We start from the raw sequence: 15,290 nt of genomic DNA on the forward strand, positions 1-15,290 counted from the left end.
CATGGTCCTGCCTAAATAGAAAAGCCGAGCGCGCGCATCATGTCGCGCCCGTCGTCGGTGATCCGCTCGGGGCCCCACGGCGGCATCCACACCCAGTTGATTCGGAACCGCTCGACGACGCCGTCCAACGCCTCACCGGTCTGCTCTTCGAGCACGTCGGTGAGCGGGCAGCCGGCGCTGGTCAGCGTCATGGAGATGATGAGCGCGTCGTGCTCGTCGTCCCACGCGAGATCGTAGATGAGTCCGAGGTCGACGACGTTGACGCCGAGCTCGGGGTCCATCACGTCCTTGAGCGATTCGACGACCTGGTCGAACTTCTCCGGAGCGAGTGCGGTGGCCATGATCAGCTCACGTTGAGGGCGTCGACATAGCGGTCGTAGCCCTCTTCCTCGAGGCGCTCGGCGAGGTCGGGGCCGCCCTCCTCCGCCATCTTGCCGGCGACGAAGACGTGCACGAAGTCCGGCTTGATGTAGCGCAGGATGCGCGTGTAGTGCGTGATCAGCAGGATGCCGAGGTCGGATGCCTGGTGCGCGCGGTTCACGCCCTCCGAGACGATCTTGAGCGCATCGACGTCGAGGCCCGAGTCGGTCTCGTCGAGCACCGCGAAGCGGGGCTTCAGCAGCTCGAGCTGCAGGATCTCGTTGCGCTTCTTCTCGCCGCCCGAGAAGCCCTCGTTGACGTTGCGGGCCGCGAACGACGGGTCCATGCGCAGCTTCTCCATCGCGCCCTTGACGTCCTTTGTCCACTGCCGGATCGACGGCGCCTCGCCGTCGATCGCGGTCTTCGCGGTGCGCAGGAAGTTGGTGTTGGTCACACCGGGGATCTCGACCGGGTACTGCATGGCGAGGAAGAGGCCCGCGCGGGCGCGCTGGTCGACGGTCATCGCGAGCACGTCCTCGCCGTCGAGCGTGATGGTGCCGCCCGTGACGGTGTACTTCGGGTGGCCGGCGATCGTGTAGGCGAGGGTCGACTTGCCCGAGCCGTTGGGGCCCATCACAGCGTGGATCTCGCCCGACTTCACGGTGAGGTCGACGCCGCGGAGGATCTGCTTGGTGCCCTGCTCGGTCTCGACCGTGGTCTGCAGGTCGCGGATCTCGAGAACAGACATTACGAATTCACTTTCTTCAGGCTGGGGTCGATGAGGATGTCGCCGTCGGCGATCTCGACCTCGAAAACTGGGACCGGCTCGTACGCCGGCAGGTTGAGCGGCTTGCCGCTGGTGAGCGAGAACTGTGAGCCGTGCGCCCAGCACTCGATGGTGTCGCCCTCGACGAAGCCCTCGGCCAGCGAGATGTCGCCGTGCGTGCAGGTGTCGCCGATCGCGTAGACCTTGTCCGTCGCGTCGCGCACGACGGCGATCGGGACGCCCTCGACGACGACGCGCTTGGCCTGGTTCACGACCAGGTCATCGAAGGCGCAGACCTTGACGGATGCCACTAGCGAGCACCCCCGGCCAGCTCCTGCTCGATCGCGGCGTTCAGTCGCTCCTCGAGCGAGGCGACGCCGATCTGCTGGATGATCTCGACCAGGAATCCGCGGACGACCAGACGCCTCGCCTCGTCCTCCGTGATGCCGCGCGATTGCAGGTAGAAGAGCTGCTCGTCGTCGAAGCGGCCGGTCGCGCTCGCGTGGCCGGCCCCGGCGATGTCGCCGGTCTCGATCTCGAGGTTCGGCACCGAGTCGGCGCGCGTGCCCTCGGTGAGCACGAGGTTGCGATTCTGCTCGTACGAGTCGGTGCCCACCGCGTCCGGCCCGATCAGCACGTCGCCGATCCACACGGTGTGCGCGGCCTCGCCCTGCAGCGCGCCCTTGTAGGTCACGCGACTCTTCCCGTTGGCGGCCTCATGGAACACATAGACCTGGTGCTCGAGGTGCTGACCCGCGTCGGCGAAGTACACGCCGAGCAGCTCGGTGTCGGCGCCGGGGCCGGCGAGTCGGGCGGACGGGTTGAGGCGCACGATCTTCCCGCCGAGCGAGACGACGACGTGCTTGAGCTTCGCGTCGCGGCCCACCTTCGCGAAGTGCGCGGCGACGTGCTTCGAGGCATCCGACCAGTCCTGCACGCTCACAAGCGTGAGGTTCGCGCCGTCGCCGACCACGATCTCGACGTTCTCGGTGAGCAACGCGTCGCCGCGGTTCTCGAGCACGAGCGTCGCGTGCGTGTTGGGGGCGACCGACACGATCGTGTGCGCGCCGCGCGCGGCGGTGCCGAGGGATGCCCTGGTCAGCGTGGCCTCGAAGCTGGTCTCGCTCGACAGCTCGATCAGCAGCGCGCGCTCGAAGTGCGTCCAGGCGTTGGCGCTGGCACGGTCCTCCGGCAGGCCGGCCGAGCCGACCAGCTTGTGGTCGCGGCCGACCCATGATGTGCGGATGCCGCCCGTGTTGACGACCGTGAAGTCATAGGACGCGCCGTTCAGCGCGCCCTCGGTGAGCTCGGTGAGCTCACCGACCGGGGTGTACTTCCACTGCACCTCGCGGCCGGTGACGGCGTCGAAGTCGTTGACATCGACGGAGGTCGGGCGCTCTGAGCGGGTCTGCACCGGCGCGCTGGGCAGCGCCGGGACCTCGGTCTCGGTGTATGTCGTGCTCACGCTTAGCCGACCGATCCTTCCATGCCCATCTCGATGAGCTTGTTGAGCTCGAGGGCGTACTCCATGGGCAGCTCGCGGGCGATCGGCTCGATGAAGCCGCGCACGATCATCGCCATCGCCTCGTCCTCCGGCAGGCCACGGCTCATCAGGTAGAAGAGCTGCTCCTCCGAGACCTTCGACACGGTGGCCTCGTGGCCGAGCTGCACGTCGTCGACGCGGATGTCGATGGCCGGGTAGGTGTCCGACCGCGAGATGGTGTCGACGAGCAGGGCGTCGCAGCGGACGGTGTTCGCCGCGTGGTGGGCCTTCGGGTCGACACGCACCTCGCCGCGGTAGCCGGCGCGGCCGCCGCCGCGGGCGATCGACTTCGAGACGATCGACGACTGCGTGTACGGCGCCATGTGGATCATCTTCGCGCCGGCGTCCTGGTGCTGGCCGGGGCCGGCGAAGGCGACGGAGAGGGTCTCGCCCTTGGCGTGCTCGCCCACCAGGTAGATGGACGGGTACTTCATCGTCACCTTGGAGCCGATGTTGCCGTCGATCCACTCCATGGTCGCGCCCTCGTGGGCGATGGCGCGCTTGGTGACCAGGTTGTAGACGTTGTTCGACCAGTTCTGGATCGTCGTGTAGCGCACGCGGGCGTTCTTCTTCACGATGATCTCGACGACGGCGGAGTGCAGCGAGTCGCTCTTGTAGATCGGGGCGGTGCAGCCCTCGATGTAGTGCACGTACGAGCCCTCGTCGGCGATGATCAGCGTGCGCTCGAACTGGCCCATGTTCTCGGTGTTGATGCGGAAGTAGGCCTGCAGCGGGATCTCGACGTGGACGCCCTTCGGCACATAGACGAAGGAGCCGCCCGACCACACCGCGGTGTTCAGCGCCGCGAACTTGTTGTCGCCGGCGGGGATGACGGTGCCGAAGTACTCCTCGAAGATCTCGGGGTACTGCTTCAGCGCGGTGTCGGTGTCGAGGAAGATGACGCCCTGCGCCTCGAGGTCCTCGCGGATCTGGTGGTAGACGACCTCGGACTCGTACTGGGCGGCGACACCGGCGACGAGGCGCTGGCGCTCGGCCTCGGGGATCCCGAGCTTCTCGTACGTGTTGCGGATGTCCTCAGGGAGGTCCTCCCATGACTGGGCCTGCTTCTCGGTGGACCGCACGAAGTATTTGATGTTGTCGAAGTCGATGTCGGAGAGGTCGGCGCCCCACGTGGGCATCGGCTTCTTCCCGAAGGTCTCGAGCGCGCGCAGGCGGCGCTGCAGCATCCATTCCGGCTCGCTTTTGAGCGCCGAGATGTCGCTGACGACTTGCTGCGACAGACCGCGGCGGGCGGATGCCCCAGCCGCGTCCGAGTCCGCCCACCCGAACTCGTACTGGCCGAGGCCGGCGAGCTCAGGACGGTCGATGAGAACGTCTGACATGTTTTAACCTCGCTATCTGCCGCCCGTGACCGGTTATCAGACCGGCTCGCCGCCATGAGCGCGACGGTCACGAGTCCGTTGCAGTCGGCGATTGTGCGGATGGCTTGGGGGCACGCGGTGGCGCACCCATGAACCTTGCAAGTCTATCGAACTGCTGCGCGCGCCTGCGCTGAATCAGCCGTGACTGCGCCGGGACCGCCAATGTGCACGGACGGGAACAGGCCGGGCTGCACGTCGAGGATGAGGCGGACGGCGCCGATCCAGACGAGGCCGGCCCCGACGACATGGAGGATCACCAGCACGGCCGGCAGCCCGGTCGTCGCCTGCACGACGCCGATGACCCCCTGCACGACGACGGCCGCGACGAAGAACCAAGCCCGTTCGCGCGCCACCTTCTCGCCCGGTGCGCGCAGGATCAGGACGAGCAGGATGCCTAAGGCCAGCGTCGCTCCTGCGAGCAGGCCGTGCACCCAGGTGACGGCCAGCCAGTCGAAGCCCATGCGCTGCACGGGTGAGCCGTCCGGCGCCTGGCCCGAGTGCGGGCCGGAGCCCGTCGCGAGGGTGCCCGCGCAGATCAGCACGAAGGTCACGGCGAGGGTGAGCCAGCTGAGCGACTTGGCGACGGACCGCACCTCGCGTGGCCGGTCCGGCTGCTCGTGCACGCGGTGCCAGGTCAGCGCGATCGCGGTCAGCAGCGCCATCGCCATGATGAAGTGCAGCGCGACGACGTAGGGATTGAGCTTCGCGAGCACGCTCACTCCCCCGACGACGGCGTTGGCGACGACGAGCCAGAACTGGCTCCACGCGAGCCGCGTGATGCTGCGCACCCGCGGCTTCTGCAGGCGCGCGGCGATGATCACGCACGCGACCGAGATGACCAGCACGTCGGTCAGGGTGCGGTTCGCGAACTCGATGAAGCCGTGGATGCCGAGCTCGGGCGTCGCCGTCAGCGAGCCGGCCTCGCATTCCGGCCAGGTGGGGCAGCCGAGGCCGGAGCCCGTGACGCGGACGATGCCGCCGCCGAGCACGATGAGCACGCCCATGACGAGGGCGAAGGTGGTCGCCCAGCGCAGCACGCGCGGGCTCAGGGTCCAGCGGTCAGCTGCCCAGCCGAGAGGAGTGCGCATCAGAGGTGGATGAGGGGATCTATCGCGACCGCGAGGAACAGGATCGAGAGGTAGGTGATCGAACCGTGGAAGACGCGCATCGGCGAGACGTCTTCGTGCCGGATCGCCAGGTGGTAGAGGCGGTGCGTCTCGTAGATGAACCAGCCGCCGGAGGCCGCGGCGCCGATCGCGTAGACCCAGCCCATGTTCGCCACCGGGATGAGCAGAAGCGAGCACGCGACGGTCGCCCACGCGTACAGGATGACCTGCAGGCCGACCTGCGCGCGGCCGCGCACGACGCCGAGCATCGGCACGCCGACCGCCTTGTAGTCGTCGCGGTACTTCATGGAGAGCGGCCAGTAGTGCGGCGGCGTCCACAGGAACACGACGAGGAACAGGATGACCGGCGCCCAGTCGAGGCTCGCGGTCACGGCCGACCAGCCGATGAGCACCGGGAAGCAGCCGGCGATGCCGCCCCAGATGATGTTCTGCGCGGTGCGGCGCTTGAGCCACAGCGTGTAGACGAAGACGTAGAACAGGATCGCGACGACCGACAGCGCGGCGGCCAGCAGGTTGGTCGTGAGCGCGAGCCACACGGTCGAGGCGATGCCGAGGAGCCAAGAGAAGACGTATGCCTCGCGCGGGCTCAGCTCACCCGTGACGAGCGGCCGGTTCTTGGTGCGCTTCATGACCGCGTCGATGTCGCGGTCGATGTACATGTTGAAGCTCGCGGCGCTGCCGGCGGACAGCGCGCCGCCGATGACGGTCGCGATGATCAGCCAGACGCTCGGCAGCCCGTGCGCCGCCAGGATCATGACGGGAATCGTCGTGACGAGCAGCAGCTCCATCACGCGCGGCTTGGTCAGCGCGACGTAGGCCAGCGCCTTGCGCCTGAAGCCAATGCGGACCGGCGTCTCCGCCTGGTGCTCTACGGCAATGCCCATGGCTCCTCGAAGGGGGTTTTGTTTCGCGTCGAGTCTAGTTCACGCGCGAGGGGTGCCCTTGGGATGCACGGGCGCGACTATGATGTTGGGTGCTCGCCTTCCGCGGCTTTCGACAGACGAATCAACATTCCAACCTTCCGGCTGGGAGAAGTCTGCGAGACGCCGCGGTTGCCAATGAAGTCCGTGGCGGCACAACCGATACAAGCGGCGGGTGTGGAAACAGGACCCGATCGCACTGAATAGTGAAGGGTCAGGTCCAGTGGCAGCTCTGCAATGGGATTCCATTGACAACAAGGCGGTCGACACGGTTCGCGTTCTCGCGGCCGACGCGGTGGAGAAGGTCGGAAACGGCCACCCCGGCACCGCCATGAGCCTGGCCCCCGCGGCCTACCTGCTGTGGCAGAAGATCATGCGCCGCGACCCGAGCGACGACCAGTGGATCGGCCAGGACCGCTTCATCCTCTCGGTCGGCCACTCCTCCCTCACCCAGTACATCCAGCTCTACCTCGGCGGCTGGGGCCTCGAGCTCTCCGACATCGAGGCGCTGCGCACCTGGGGCTCCCTGACTCCCGGCCACCCCGAGTACCGCCACACCAAGGGCGTCGAGATCACGACCGGCCCGTTGGGGCAGGGATTGGCATCAGCCGTCGGCTTCGCCTTCGCGCAGCGCTACGAGCGCGGCCTGTTCGACCCGGAGACCCCGGCCGGCGAATCGCCGTTCGACCACCACGTGTACGTCATCGCCGGCGACGGCGACATCGAAGAGGGCGTCACGAGCGAGGCCGGCCAGCTCGCCGGCACCCAGCAACTCGGCAACCTCGTCGTCATCTACGACAAGAACCACATCTCCATCGAGGACAACACCGACATCGCCCTGTCCGAGGACACCGCGAAGCGCTACGAGGCGTACGGCTGGGACGTCCACACGGTCGACTGGTTCAAGTCCGGCTCGTACCACGAAGACGTGCAGGAGCTGTTCGACACCATCGAGGCGGCCAAGGCCGTCACCGACAAGCCGTCGATCATCATCCTGAAGACCCTCATCGGCTACCCGTCGCCGACCAAGCAGGGCACCGGCAAGGTGCACGGCGCCAAGCTCGGCGCCGAAGAGGTCGCCGGGGTCAAGAAGGCCCTTGGCTTCGACCCCGAGAAGAGCTTCGACGTCGACCCCGAGGTGCTCGCGCACACCCGTGGCGCGATCGAGCGCGGCAAGGCGCAGCGCGCCGAGTGGCAGGTCGGCTTCGACGCATGGGCCGCCGCCAACCCTGAGCGCAAGGCGCTGTTCGACCGCCTAGAGGCGGGCGAGCTGCCCGAGGGCCTCGAGGCCGCGCTTCCCGTGTTCGAGGCCGGCAAGGACGTCTCGACCCGCGCGGCGAGCGGGAAGGCGATCAACGCCCTCGCCGCTCAGCTGCCCGAGCTGTGGGGCGGCTCGGCCGACCTCGCCGAGTCGAACCTCACCACCATCGAGGGCGGTGGCTCGTTCCTGCCGTCGTCGATCACCACTCCCGAGTGGGGCCAGGGCAACCCCTACGGCCGCATCCTCCACTTCGGCATCCGCGAGCACGCGATGGGCTCGATCCTGAACGGCATCACCCTGCATGGCAAGACCCGCTCCTACGGCGGCACCTTCCTGCAGTTCGCCGACTACATGCGCCCCGCCGTGCGCCTCGCGGCGCTCATGGACATCCCGTCGATCTTCGTGTGGACGCACGACTCGGTCGCCCTCGGCGAAGACGGCCCGACGCACCAGCCGGTCGAGCACCTCGCCGCGCTGCGCGCGATCCCGAACCTCGCGATCGTGCGCCCCGGTGACGCGAACGAGACGGCGTATGCCTGGCTCGAGACCCTCTCGCGCCGCGGCGGCCCCGTCGGCCTCGCTCTCAGCCGGCAGAACCTGCCGGTGTTCGAGCGCGGCGCCGGCGAGGCGAGCGGCGACACCTTCGCGTCGGCGAAGTTCGTCGGCAAGGGCGCGTACGTGCTGGCCGAGGCGCCGAACGGCACCCCCGACATCATCCTGATCGCGACCGGCTCCGAGCTCCAGATCGCCGTCGAGGCGCGCCAGGTGCTCGCAGGCGAGGGCATCAACGCGCGCGTCGTGTCGGTGCCGAGCCAGGAGTGGTTCGCCGAGCAGAGCGCCGAGTACAAGGAGTCGGTGCTCCCGGCATCCGTCACCGCCCGTGTCGCGGTCGAGGCGGGCATCGCGCTGCCGTGGCACACCTGGGTCGGCGACAGGGGCCGCATCGTCTCGATCGAGCACTTCGGTGCGTCGGCCGACTACAAGACCCTGTTCGAGAAGTTCGGCATGACGACGGAGTCCGTCGTCGCGGCGGCGAAGGAATCTCTCGCCGCCAACGAGAAGTAGAGGAACGAGAACATGACTACTCCCACCGCACAGCTCTCCGCAGCGGGCGTCAGCATCTGGCTGGACGACCTGTCGCGCACCCGCATCAGCTCGGGCGGCCTTCAGAAGCTCATCGACGAGAAGAACGTCACGGGCGTCACCACGAACCCGACCATCTTCGCCGCCGCGATCGGCAAGGGCGAGGGCTACACCGAGAAGCTCGCCCAGCTCGCCGCCGCCGGCAAGTCGGCCACCGAGGCCATCTTCGAGCTGACCACCGCCGACGTCGCCGACGCCTCCGACATCTTCAAGCCGGTCTACGACGCCACGAACGGCGTCGACGGCCGCGTCTCGATCGAGGTCGAGCCCCTGCTCGCCAACGACGCGGCCGGCACGATCGCACAGGCCGAGGAGCTGTGGGCGAAGGTCGGCAAAGAGAACGCGCTGATCAAGATCCCCGCCACCAAGGAGGGCCTCGAGGCCATCGCCGCGGTCATCGGCAAGGGCATCAGCGTCAACGTCACGCTGATCTTCTCGCTCGAGCGCTACCGCGAGGTCATCAACGCCTACCTGACCGGTCTCGAGACGGCGAAGGCAGCGGGCATCGACATCTCGAAGATCCAGTCGGTCGCGTCGTTCTTCGTCTCGCGCGTGGACACCGAGATCGACAAGCGCCTGACCGCGGTCGGCACCGACGAGGCGCTCGCACTCAAGAGCAAGTCGGGCGTCGCCAACGCGGTGCTCGCGTACCAGCTCTTCGAGCAGGAGTTCGGCACCGAGCGCGCCCAGGGTCTGCTCGCCGCGGGCGGCAACCTGCAGCGCCCGCTGTGGGCCTCCACCGGCGTCAAGGACCCGAGCCTGCCCGACACCCTCTACGTGACCGGCCTGGTCGCCCCCGGCGTCGTGAACACGATGCCCGAGAAGACGCTCGAGGCCACCTTCGACCACGCGGTCGTCACGGGTGACACGATCACCGGCGCCTACACCGAGGCCGCCGCCGTGCTCGACGAGGTCGCCAAGGTCGGCGTCAGCTACGAGGATGTCGTCGCCGTGCTCGAGACCGAGGGTGTCGAGAAGTTCATCGCCTCGTGGAACGAGCTCGTCGCCTCGGTGCAGGGCGCGCTCGAGTCCTCGCTGGAGGCCGCCAAGTGACGGTCCAGATCCACGTCAGCGGCGCGGTGAAGGAGGCCGTCGAGGCCGCCCTTCCCGCGCTCGTGACGGACCTCGTCGCGTCGGGCGTCTTCGCCCAGGACCCCACGCTGTGGGGCCCGGACGCCGAGTCAGAGGCGAGCAAGCGCCTCGGCTGGATCGACGCCGTGAACATCTCGCGGCCGCTCGTCGCCGACATCTACGCGCTGCGCGACAAGCTGCGCGCGGCCGGTGTGAACCACATCGTGCTCGGCGGCATGGGCGGCTCGTCGCTCGCCCCTGAGGTCATCACGAACACCGAGGGCGTCGAGCTCACGATCCTCGACACCACGGACCCCGGCCAGGTGCTCGCCGCGATCGGCGACCGCCTCGCGACGACCGCCGTCGTGGTCTCGTCGAAGTCCGGCGGCACGCTCGAGACCGACAGCCACAAGCGGATCTACGAGAAGTCGTTCCGCGACGCGGGCATCGACCCGCTCGAGCGCATCGCCATCGTGACCGACCCCGGCTCGCCGCTCGACGTGAGCGCCCGCGAGGCCGGCTACACGGTGTTCAACGCCGACCCCAACGTGGGCGGCCGCTACTCGGCTCTCACCGCCTTCGGCCTCGTGCCCTCCGGCCTCGCCGGCGTCGACCTCGACGAGCTGCTGCTCGAGGCGGAGGCCGTGCTGCGCGAGCTCGCCGTCGACGACGAGAAGAACCCGGGCCTCATCCTCGGCGCCGCGATGGCGTCGAAGGGCAAGCTCGGCATCGTCACCGACGGCAGCCCCCTGGTCGGCTTCGGCGACTGGGCCGAGCAGCTCATCGCGGAGTCCACGGGCAAGCTCGGCACCGGTGTCCTGCCGGTCGTCCTTGGCACGGAGGCGCCCGAGCTCGACGAGGGCCTCGCCGATCTGCAGATCGCCCGCCTCGTCGAGGACGCCACCGAGTTCCACCTGCTGCGCCGCGACCGCCACGAGGGCGAGATCCTCGTCTCGGGCTCCCTCGGCTCGCAGTTCGTGCTGTGGGAGTTCGCGACCGCCGTCGCGGGCCGGCTGCTCGGCATCAACCCGTTCGACCAGCCCGACGTCGAGGCCGCCAAGGTCGCCGCACGTGCGCTGCTCGACGCGACCCCCGAGCCCACGGCGCCCGTCTTCACGGACTCCGGCATCGAGGTCCGCGCGACGGAGGGGCTTCTCGCCCAGGCATCCGATCTCGACTCGGCCATCGGTGCGCTGCTCGCGCAGCTGCCCGACGGCGGGTACGTCGCGGTGCAGGCCTACGTCGACCGCCTCGCGCTGCCGCAGCTCGCGGGAATCCGCGACCTGATCGCGGCGCGCGCGAAGCGCCCGGTCACCTTCGGCTGGGGCCCGCGCTTCCTGCACTCCACCGGGCAGTTCCACAAGGGCGGCCCTGCGGTCGGCGTCTTCCTGCAGATCACCTCGACGCACCCGCAGGACCTGCAGATCCCCGACCGCCCGTTCACCTTCGGCCAGCTGATCAACGCGCAGGCGGCCGGTGACGGCGCTGTGCTCGCTGAGCACGGCCGACCGGTGCTGACCCTGAACCTGACCGACCCAGAGGCGAACATCACGACCCTCTTCAGCGCGGTCAACGAGTAGTAAGCGAGCTCAATGTCTCCGGTGGAGATCACCAAGGATCACAATCCTCTGCGCAGCCGCGACGATCAGCGGCTGAACCGTATCGCGGGCCCGTCCGGCCTCATCATCTTCGGTGTGACGGGTGACCTGTCCCGCAAGAAGCTGATGCCCGCGGTCTACGACCTGGCCAACCGCGGCCTGCTGCCCCCTGGCTTCGCCCTCGTCGGCTTCGCCCGGCGCGACTGGGTCGACCAGGACTTCGAGAAGGTCGTCTACGAGGCCGTCAAGCAGTACGCCCGCACCCCGTTCCACGACGAGGTGTGGCAGCAGCTGGCCCAGGGCATCCGCTTCGTCCCCGGCGAGTTCGATGACGACGCGGCGTTCCAGCGCCTCGCCGACACGATCCACACCCTCGACGAGGAGCGCGGCACCAACGGCAACCACGCGTTCTACCTGTCCATCCCGCCGAAGGCCTTCCCGCTCGTCACCGAGCAGCTGAAGAAGTCGAAGCTGGCTGAGCCGCAGGAGGGGCAGTGGCGCCGGGTCGTCATCGAGAAGCCCTTCGGAAGCGACCTCAAGACGGCGCGCGAGCTGAACGCGGTCGTCGAGTCGGTGTTCCCCGCCGACTCGGTGTTCCGCATCGACCACTACCTCGGCAAGGAGACGGTTCAGAACATCCTGGCGCTGCGCTTCGCCAACGAGCTGTACGAACCGATCTGGAACGCCAACTACGTCGACCACGTGCAGATCACGATGGCCGAGGACATCGGCGTGGCCGGCCGCGCCGGCTACTACGACGGCATCGGCGCTGCCCGCGACGTCATCCAGAACCACCTGCTGCAGCTGCTCGCGCTCACCGCCATGGAGGAGCCGATCAGCTTCGACGCGCACGACCTGCGCACCGAGAAGGAGAAGGTGCTGGCGGCCGTGCGACTGCCTGCGGACCTGTCGCAGGCCACCGCGCGCGGCCAGTACGCAGGTGGCTGGCAGGGCGGCGAGAAGGTTCTCGGATTCCTCGACGAAGACGGCATGAACCCGCAGTCGACGACCGAGACCTACGCAGCCGTCAAGCTCGAGATCGGCACCCGCCGCTGGGCGGGCGTCCCGTTCTACCTGCGCACCGGCAAGCGCCTCGGGCGCCGCGTCACCGAGATCGCGGTCGTGTTCAAGCGTGCGCCGCAGCAGCTGTTCGATGGCTCGCAGACCGAGGCGCTCGGCCAGAACGCCCTGGTGATCCGCGTGCAGCCCGACGAGGGCGTCACGATCCGCTTCGGCTCCAAGGTGCCGGGGGCGGGCATGCAGGTGCGCGACGTCACGATGGACTTCGGCTACGGCCACTCGTTCACCGAGGCCAGCCCCGAGGCGTACGAGCGGCTCATCCTCGACGTGCTGCTCGGCGACCCGCCGCTGTTCCCACGCCACGAGGAGGTCGAGCTGTCCTGGAAGATCCTCGACCCGATCGAGGAGTTCTGGGCGAAGCAGGGCCAGCCGGAGCAGTACAAGCCGGGCTCATGGGGCCCGAAGTCCGCAGACGACATGATGGCCCGCGACGGCCGAGTTTGGAGGCGTCCGTGATCGTCGACCTTTCCGACACCACGACGAACGGCGTCGCGAAGACGCTCGTCAAGATCCGCGACGAGGGCGGTGTTGTCACCCTCGGCCGCGTGCTCACCCTGGTCATCTCGACCGCGATGGGCGAAGAGGAAGAGGCCATCGAGGCCGCGAACGACGCCTCCCGCGAGCACCCGATGCGCGTCATCGTGATCGCGAAGGCCGACGACGAGGACCCGGCGATCGCCGCCGTGGGCCACCGCCTCGATGCGCAGATCCGCGTGGGCGCCGACGCCGGCGCCTCCGAGGTCATCATCCTGCGCGCCTACGGCGACGTGGCGGACGACGAGGAGGGCCTGGTCACGGCGCTCCTGCTGCCCGACGCCCCCGTGGTCGCCTGGTGGCCCCGCAAGGCGCCGATCAAGGTGTCCGACTCGCCGCTCGGCCGCATCGCGACCAGGCGCATCACGGATGCCTCGAGCCAGCCCGACCCCGCAGCGGCGATCCGCCACAACTCGGTCACCTACGCGCCGGGCGACACCGACTTCGCCTGGACGCGGCTCACCCTGTGGCGCGCCCAGCTCGCCGCGGCGCTCGACCAGGCGCCGTTCGAGCCGGTCACCCAGGTGCACGTGACCGGGGCGGAGGACTCCCCATCGACGTACCTGCTCGCGGCGTGGCTGCGCATGGCGCTCGACGCTCCGGTGAACAAGGACATCACCACCCGTGCGAACGGTTCGAGCGGCATCCACGGCGTGCGCCTCACGCGCGCCTCAGGGGACATCGACCTCGAGCGGGACGTTCCGGGCATCGCGACGCTGAAGCAGCCGAACCAGCCCACTCACGATCTGGCCCTGCCGCGCCGCAACCTGCGCGACTGCCTCGCCGAGGAGCTGCGCAGGCTCGACCCCGACGAGCTGTACGGCCAGGTCATCACCAAGGGCATCGCGCTTCTCGGCCACTAGGTCGGAGCTAGTCTGAGAGAACTATGACGACGAACGAACGGCGGGTGCTTGTCCACCCCGATAAGCAAGCACTCGCCGCTTCGGTCGCGGCCCGGTTCCTCACCAAGGCGGCCGACATCATCGCCGAGCACGGCAGCGCGCACGTGGTCCTGACGGGCGGCACCATCGGCATCGGCTCGCTCGCCGCCGTGAACGAGTCGCCATCGCGCGACACCGTCGACTGGTCGAAGGTGCACTTCTGGTGGGGTGACGAGCGCTTCGTTCCCAAGGCGGACGGCGACCGCAACGAGCTGCAGGCGCGCCAGGCGCTGCTCGACCACATCGACGTCCCTGCGGAGAACATCCACGCCTTCGCGGCGAGCGACGAGGTTGCCTCGCTCGACGAGGGCGTCGCGGCGTATACCGCAGAGCTCGCCCGCCATTCCCCCGACGGCGGCCAGTGGCCGCGGTTCGACATCACCTTCCTCGGGGTCGGCCCCGACGGGCACATCGCGTCGCTGTTCCCGAATCTGCCCGGCATCCGCGTCACGGATGTGCCCGTGATCTCGGTGCAGAACTCGCCGAAGCCGCCGCCCCTGCGCCTGTCGCTGACCCGGCCGGTGATCAATTCGTCCGAGCGCGTCTGGCTCGTGCTGGCGGGCGCCGACAAGGCATCAGCCCTCGGTCTCGCGCTCGCCGGCGCATCGTATTTCGAGGTGCCGGCCGCCGGCGCCAAGGGCCGCCGTCGTACCGCTTTCTTCGTCGACCAGGATGCTGCCGCCGAGGTCCCCGAGGACCTGATCGCCGAGAGCTACTGAGCCGCGAGCTTCTCGGCTCTCGCACGCGGCCCCGCGTGCAGGAACAGCGCGACGATCTCGACCAGGGCCGCGGGGGCGAAGAAGATGCCGATGCTGAAGGCCCCGATCACCGCGAACGCAGCGAGCAGCACCGTGGCGGTGATCGAGACCGGGTGCCACGCGCGGCCCCTGGCGGCGACGGGGGCGACGGCGACGAGAAGCGGGATGCCCAACGGCACCAGCATGCCCGGCCCGTTGACGACCAGGGCGCTCACGACGAAATAGCTCGCGCCGTGGTCTGACGAGCTCGTCTCGATCGAATAGCTCGGAACGAACAGCACCGCCGCCACGGCGACGACGGCGAGTGCGAGCGCGATCAGCTGGGCCACTCGGCGCGGGCTTGAGAGCATGTCCCAGCATCGCGCTCAGGGCGGATGCCGGCGCAAGAGAAAGCCCCCGCCGAAGCGGGGGCTTTCCTCGTATCTGCTGCTAGCTCGCCAGCGTGCCGCGGCGGGCGCGGAGCTTGTCCAGCGCCTCCTGCAGAAGGGCCTCAGCCTCTTCCTCGGTGCGGCGCTCCTTCACGTAGGCGAGGTGCGTCTTGTACGGCTCGTTCTTTGCGACGGCCGGCGGGTTCTCACGGTCACGGCCGGCCGGGAGCCCGGATGACGGGCAGTCGATCGTGTCGGGGATCTCCTCGTCGGGCAGATTGGCCGCGAAGTAGCGGACGGTCTCGTTGCCGAGCGCGTCCCAGTACGAGACGGCGATGCGGTCGGCGTGGTGACCGTGGTCCTGCTCGCCCATCGGACCCGCCCCGACGCGGGAACCGCGGATGGCGCTGCCTCCGGAAACCATTGCTCCTCCTAGAT

Annotated in this window: 15 protein-coding genes; 6 read left to right on the forward strand and 9 right to left on the reverse strand. The window is 68.7% G+C overall.

The window, feature by feature from the left end:
* Positions 1–11: 11 nt before the first annotated feature.
* The 7 genes from D7I44_RS15875 to D7I44_RS15905 all read right to left on the reverse strand — a co-directional run bounded on the left by D7I44_RS15875 (position 12) and on the right by D7I44_RS15905 (position 6,062).
* A complete protein-coding gene (locus D7I44_RS15875; RefSeq protein WP_120790386.1) occupies positions 12–341 on the reverse strand; it encodes a metal-sulfur cluster assembly factor in 330 nt (109 codons plus the stop codon).
* A gap of 2 nt (positions 342–343) precedes the next feature.
* Complete coding sequence (sufC, locus tag D7I44_RS15880; protein ID WP_120790387.1) at positions 344–1,108, reverse strand: Fe-S cluster assembly ATPase SufC; 765 nt, start codon at positions 1,106–1,108, stop codon at positions 344–346.
* Positions 1,108–1,437: a non-heme iron oxygenase ferredoxin subunit gene (locus D7I44_RS15885; protein WP_120790388.1), complete on the reverse strand. Its 330-nt coding sequence runs from the start codon at positions 1,435–1,437 to the stop codon at positions 1,108–1,110. The genes sufC and D7I44_RS15885 overlap by 1 nt, the downstream gene beginning before the upstream one ends.
* Positions 1,437–2,591 (reverse strand): Fe-S cluster assembly protein SufD, encoded by a 1,155-nt coding sequence (gene sufD / locus D7I44_RS15890; protein ID WP_245979748.1) that lies wholly within the window; start codon positions 2,589–2,591, stop codon positions 1,437–1,439. The genes D7I44_RS15885 and sufD overlap by 1 nt, the downstream gene beginning before the upstream one ends.
* 2 nt (positions 2,592–2,593) lie before the next feature.
* The gene (sufB, locus tag D7I44_RS15895) at positions 2,594–4,012 is read right to left on the reverse strand and encodes a Fe-S cluster assembly protein SufB (RefSeq protein ID WP_120790389.1); all 1,419 of its coding nucleotides are present in this window, start codon (positions 4,010–4,012) and stop codon (positions 2,594–2,596) included.
* Between the two features lie 143 nt (positions 4,013–4,155).
* A complete protein-coding gene (locus D7I44_RS15900) occupies positions 4,156–5,139 on the reverse strand; it encodes a COX15/CtaA family protein (protein WP_120790390.1) in 984 nt (327 codons plus the stop codon).
* The gene (locus D7I44_RS15905) at positions 5,139–6,062 is read right to left on the reverse strand and encodes a heme o synthase (RefSeq protein ID WP_120790391.1); all 924 of its coding nucleotides are present in this window, start codon (positions 6,060–6,062) and stop codon (positions 5,139–5,141) included. The genes D7I44_RS15900 and D7I44_RS15905 overlap by 1 nt, the downstream gene beginning before the upstream one ends.
* A gap of 259 nt (positions 6,063–6,321) precedes the next feature.
* On the opposite strand from D7I44_RS15905, the gene tkt reads away from it, so the two are divergent.
* From tkt to pgl, 6 genes are read left to right on the forward strand one after another with little or no spacing between them, the layout of a single operon-like run.
* Positions 6,322–8,424: a transketolase gene (gene tkt, locus D7I44_RS15910; protein ID WP_120790392.1), complete on the forward strand. Its 2,103-nt coding sequence runs from the start codon at positions 6,322–6,324 to the stop codon at positions 8,422–8,424.
* A 12-nt stretch (positions 8,425–8,436) separates the two neighbouring features.
* Positions 8,437–9,555, forward strand: a complete 1,119-nt coding sequence (tal, locus tag D7I44_RS15915; RefSeq protein ID WP_120790393.1) for a transaldolase — start codon at positions 8,437–8,439, stop codon at positions 9,553–9,555.
* Complete coding sequence (locus D7I44_RS15920; protein WP_120790394.1) at positions 9,552–11,153, forward strand: glucose-6-phosphate isomerase; 1,602 nt, start codon at positions 9,552–9,554, stop codon at positions 11,151–11,153. The genes tal and D7I44_RS15920 overlap by 4 nt, the downstream gene beginning before the upstream one ends.
* Positions 11,154–11,165: 12 nt before the next feature.
* The gene (zwf, locus tag D7I44_RS15925) at positions 11,166–12,707 is read left to right on the forward strand and encodes a glucose-6-phosphate dehydrogenase (protein WP_120790395.1); all 1,542 of its coding nucleotides are present in this window, start codon (positions 11,166–11,168) and stop codon (positions 12,705–12,707) included.
* Entirely contained in the window at positions 12,704–13,648 is a 945-nt protein-coding gene (locus D7I44_RS15930; RefSeq protein ID WP_120791011.1) for a glucose-6-phosphate dehydrogenase assembly protein OpcA, read from the forward strand. Before zwf ends, D7I44_RS15930 begins: the two co-directional genes overlap by 4 nt.
* 23 nt (positions 13,649–13,671) lie before the next feature.
* Entirely contained in the window at positions 13,672–14,445 is a 774-nt protein-coding gene (gene pgl / locus D7I44_RS15935) for a 6-phosphogluconolactonase (RefSeq protein WP_120790396.1), read from the forward strand.
* On the opposite strand, the gene D7I44_RS15940 is transcribed toward pgl, so the two are convergent.
* Together D7I44_RS15940 and D7I44_RS15945 are read right to left on the reverse strand one after the other, a co-directional pair.
* Positions 14,439–14,813, reverse strand: coding sequence for a hypothetical protein (locus D7I44_RS15940; RefSeq protein ID WP_120790397.1), 375 nt, complete (start codon positions 14,811–14,813; stop codon positions 14,439–14,441). The genes pgl and D7I44_RS15940 overlap by 7 nt on opposite strands.
* A 100-nt stretch (positions 14,814–14,913) precedes the next feature.
* The gene (locus tag D7I44_RS15945; protein ID WP_120790398.1) at positions 14,914–15,276 is read right to left on the reverse strand and encodes an RNA polymerase-binding protein RbpA; all 363 of its coding nucleotides are present in this window, start codon (positions 15,274–15,276) and stop codon (positions 14,914–14,916) included.
* Between the last annotated feature and the right edge of the window lie 14 nt (positions 15,277–15,290).

This window comes from Gryllotalpicola protaetiae (assembly GCF_003627055.1).
Classification (GTDB): domain Bacteria; phylum Actinomycetota; class Actinomycetes; order Actinomycetales; family Microbacteriaceae; genus Gryllotalpicola; species Gryllotalpicola protaetiae.

Excerpts from the sequence above, each read along its gene's own strand:
- D7I44_RS15875 (WP_120790386.1), bottom strand. The coding sequence starts at position 341 with ATGGCCACCGCACTCGCTCCGGAGAAGTTCGACCAGGTCGTCGAATCG.
- sufC (WP_120790387.1), bottom strand. The coding sequence starts at position 1,108 with ATGTCTGTTCTCGAGATCCGCGACCTGCAGACCACGGTCGAGACCGAG.
- sufB (WP_120790389.1), bottom strand. The coding sequence starts at position 4,012 with ATGTCAGACGTTCTCATCGACCGTCCTGAGCTCGCCGGCCTCGGCCAG.
- D7I44_RS15900 (WP_120790390.1), bottom strand. The coding sequence starts at position 5,139 with ATGCGCACTCCTCTCGGCTGGGCAGCTGACCGCTGGACCCTGAGCCCG.
- D7I44_RS15905 (WP_120790391.1), bottom strand. The coding sequence starts at position 6,062 with ATGGGCATTGCCGTAGAGCACCAGGCGGAGACGCCGGTCCGCATTGGC.
- tal (WP_120790393.1), top strand. The coding sequence starts at position 8,437 with ATGACTACTCCCACCGCACAGCTCTCCGCAGCGGGCGTCAGCATCTGG.
- zwf (WP_120790395.1), top strand. The coding sequence starts at position 11,166 with ATGTCTCCGGTGGAGATCACCAAGGATCACAATCCTCTGCGCAGCCGC.
- pgl (WP_120790396.1), top strand. The coding sequence starts at position 13,672 with ATGACGACGAACGAACGGCGGGTGCTTGTCCACCCCGATAAGCAAGCA.
- D7I44_RS15945 (WP_120790398.1), bottom strand. The coding sequence starts at position 15,276 with ATGGTTTCCGGAGGCAGCGCCATCCGCGGTTCCCGCGTCGGGGCGGGT.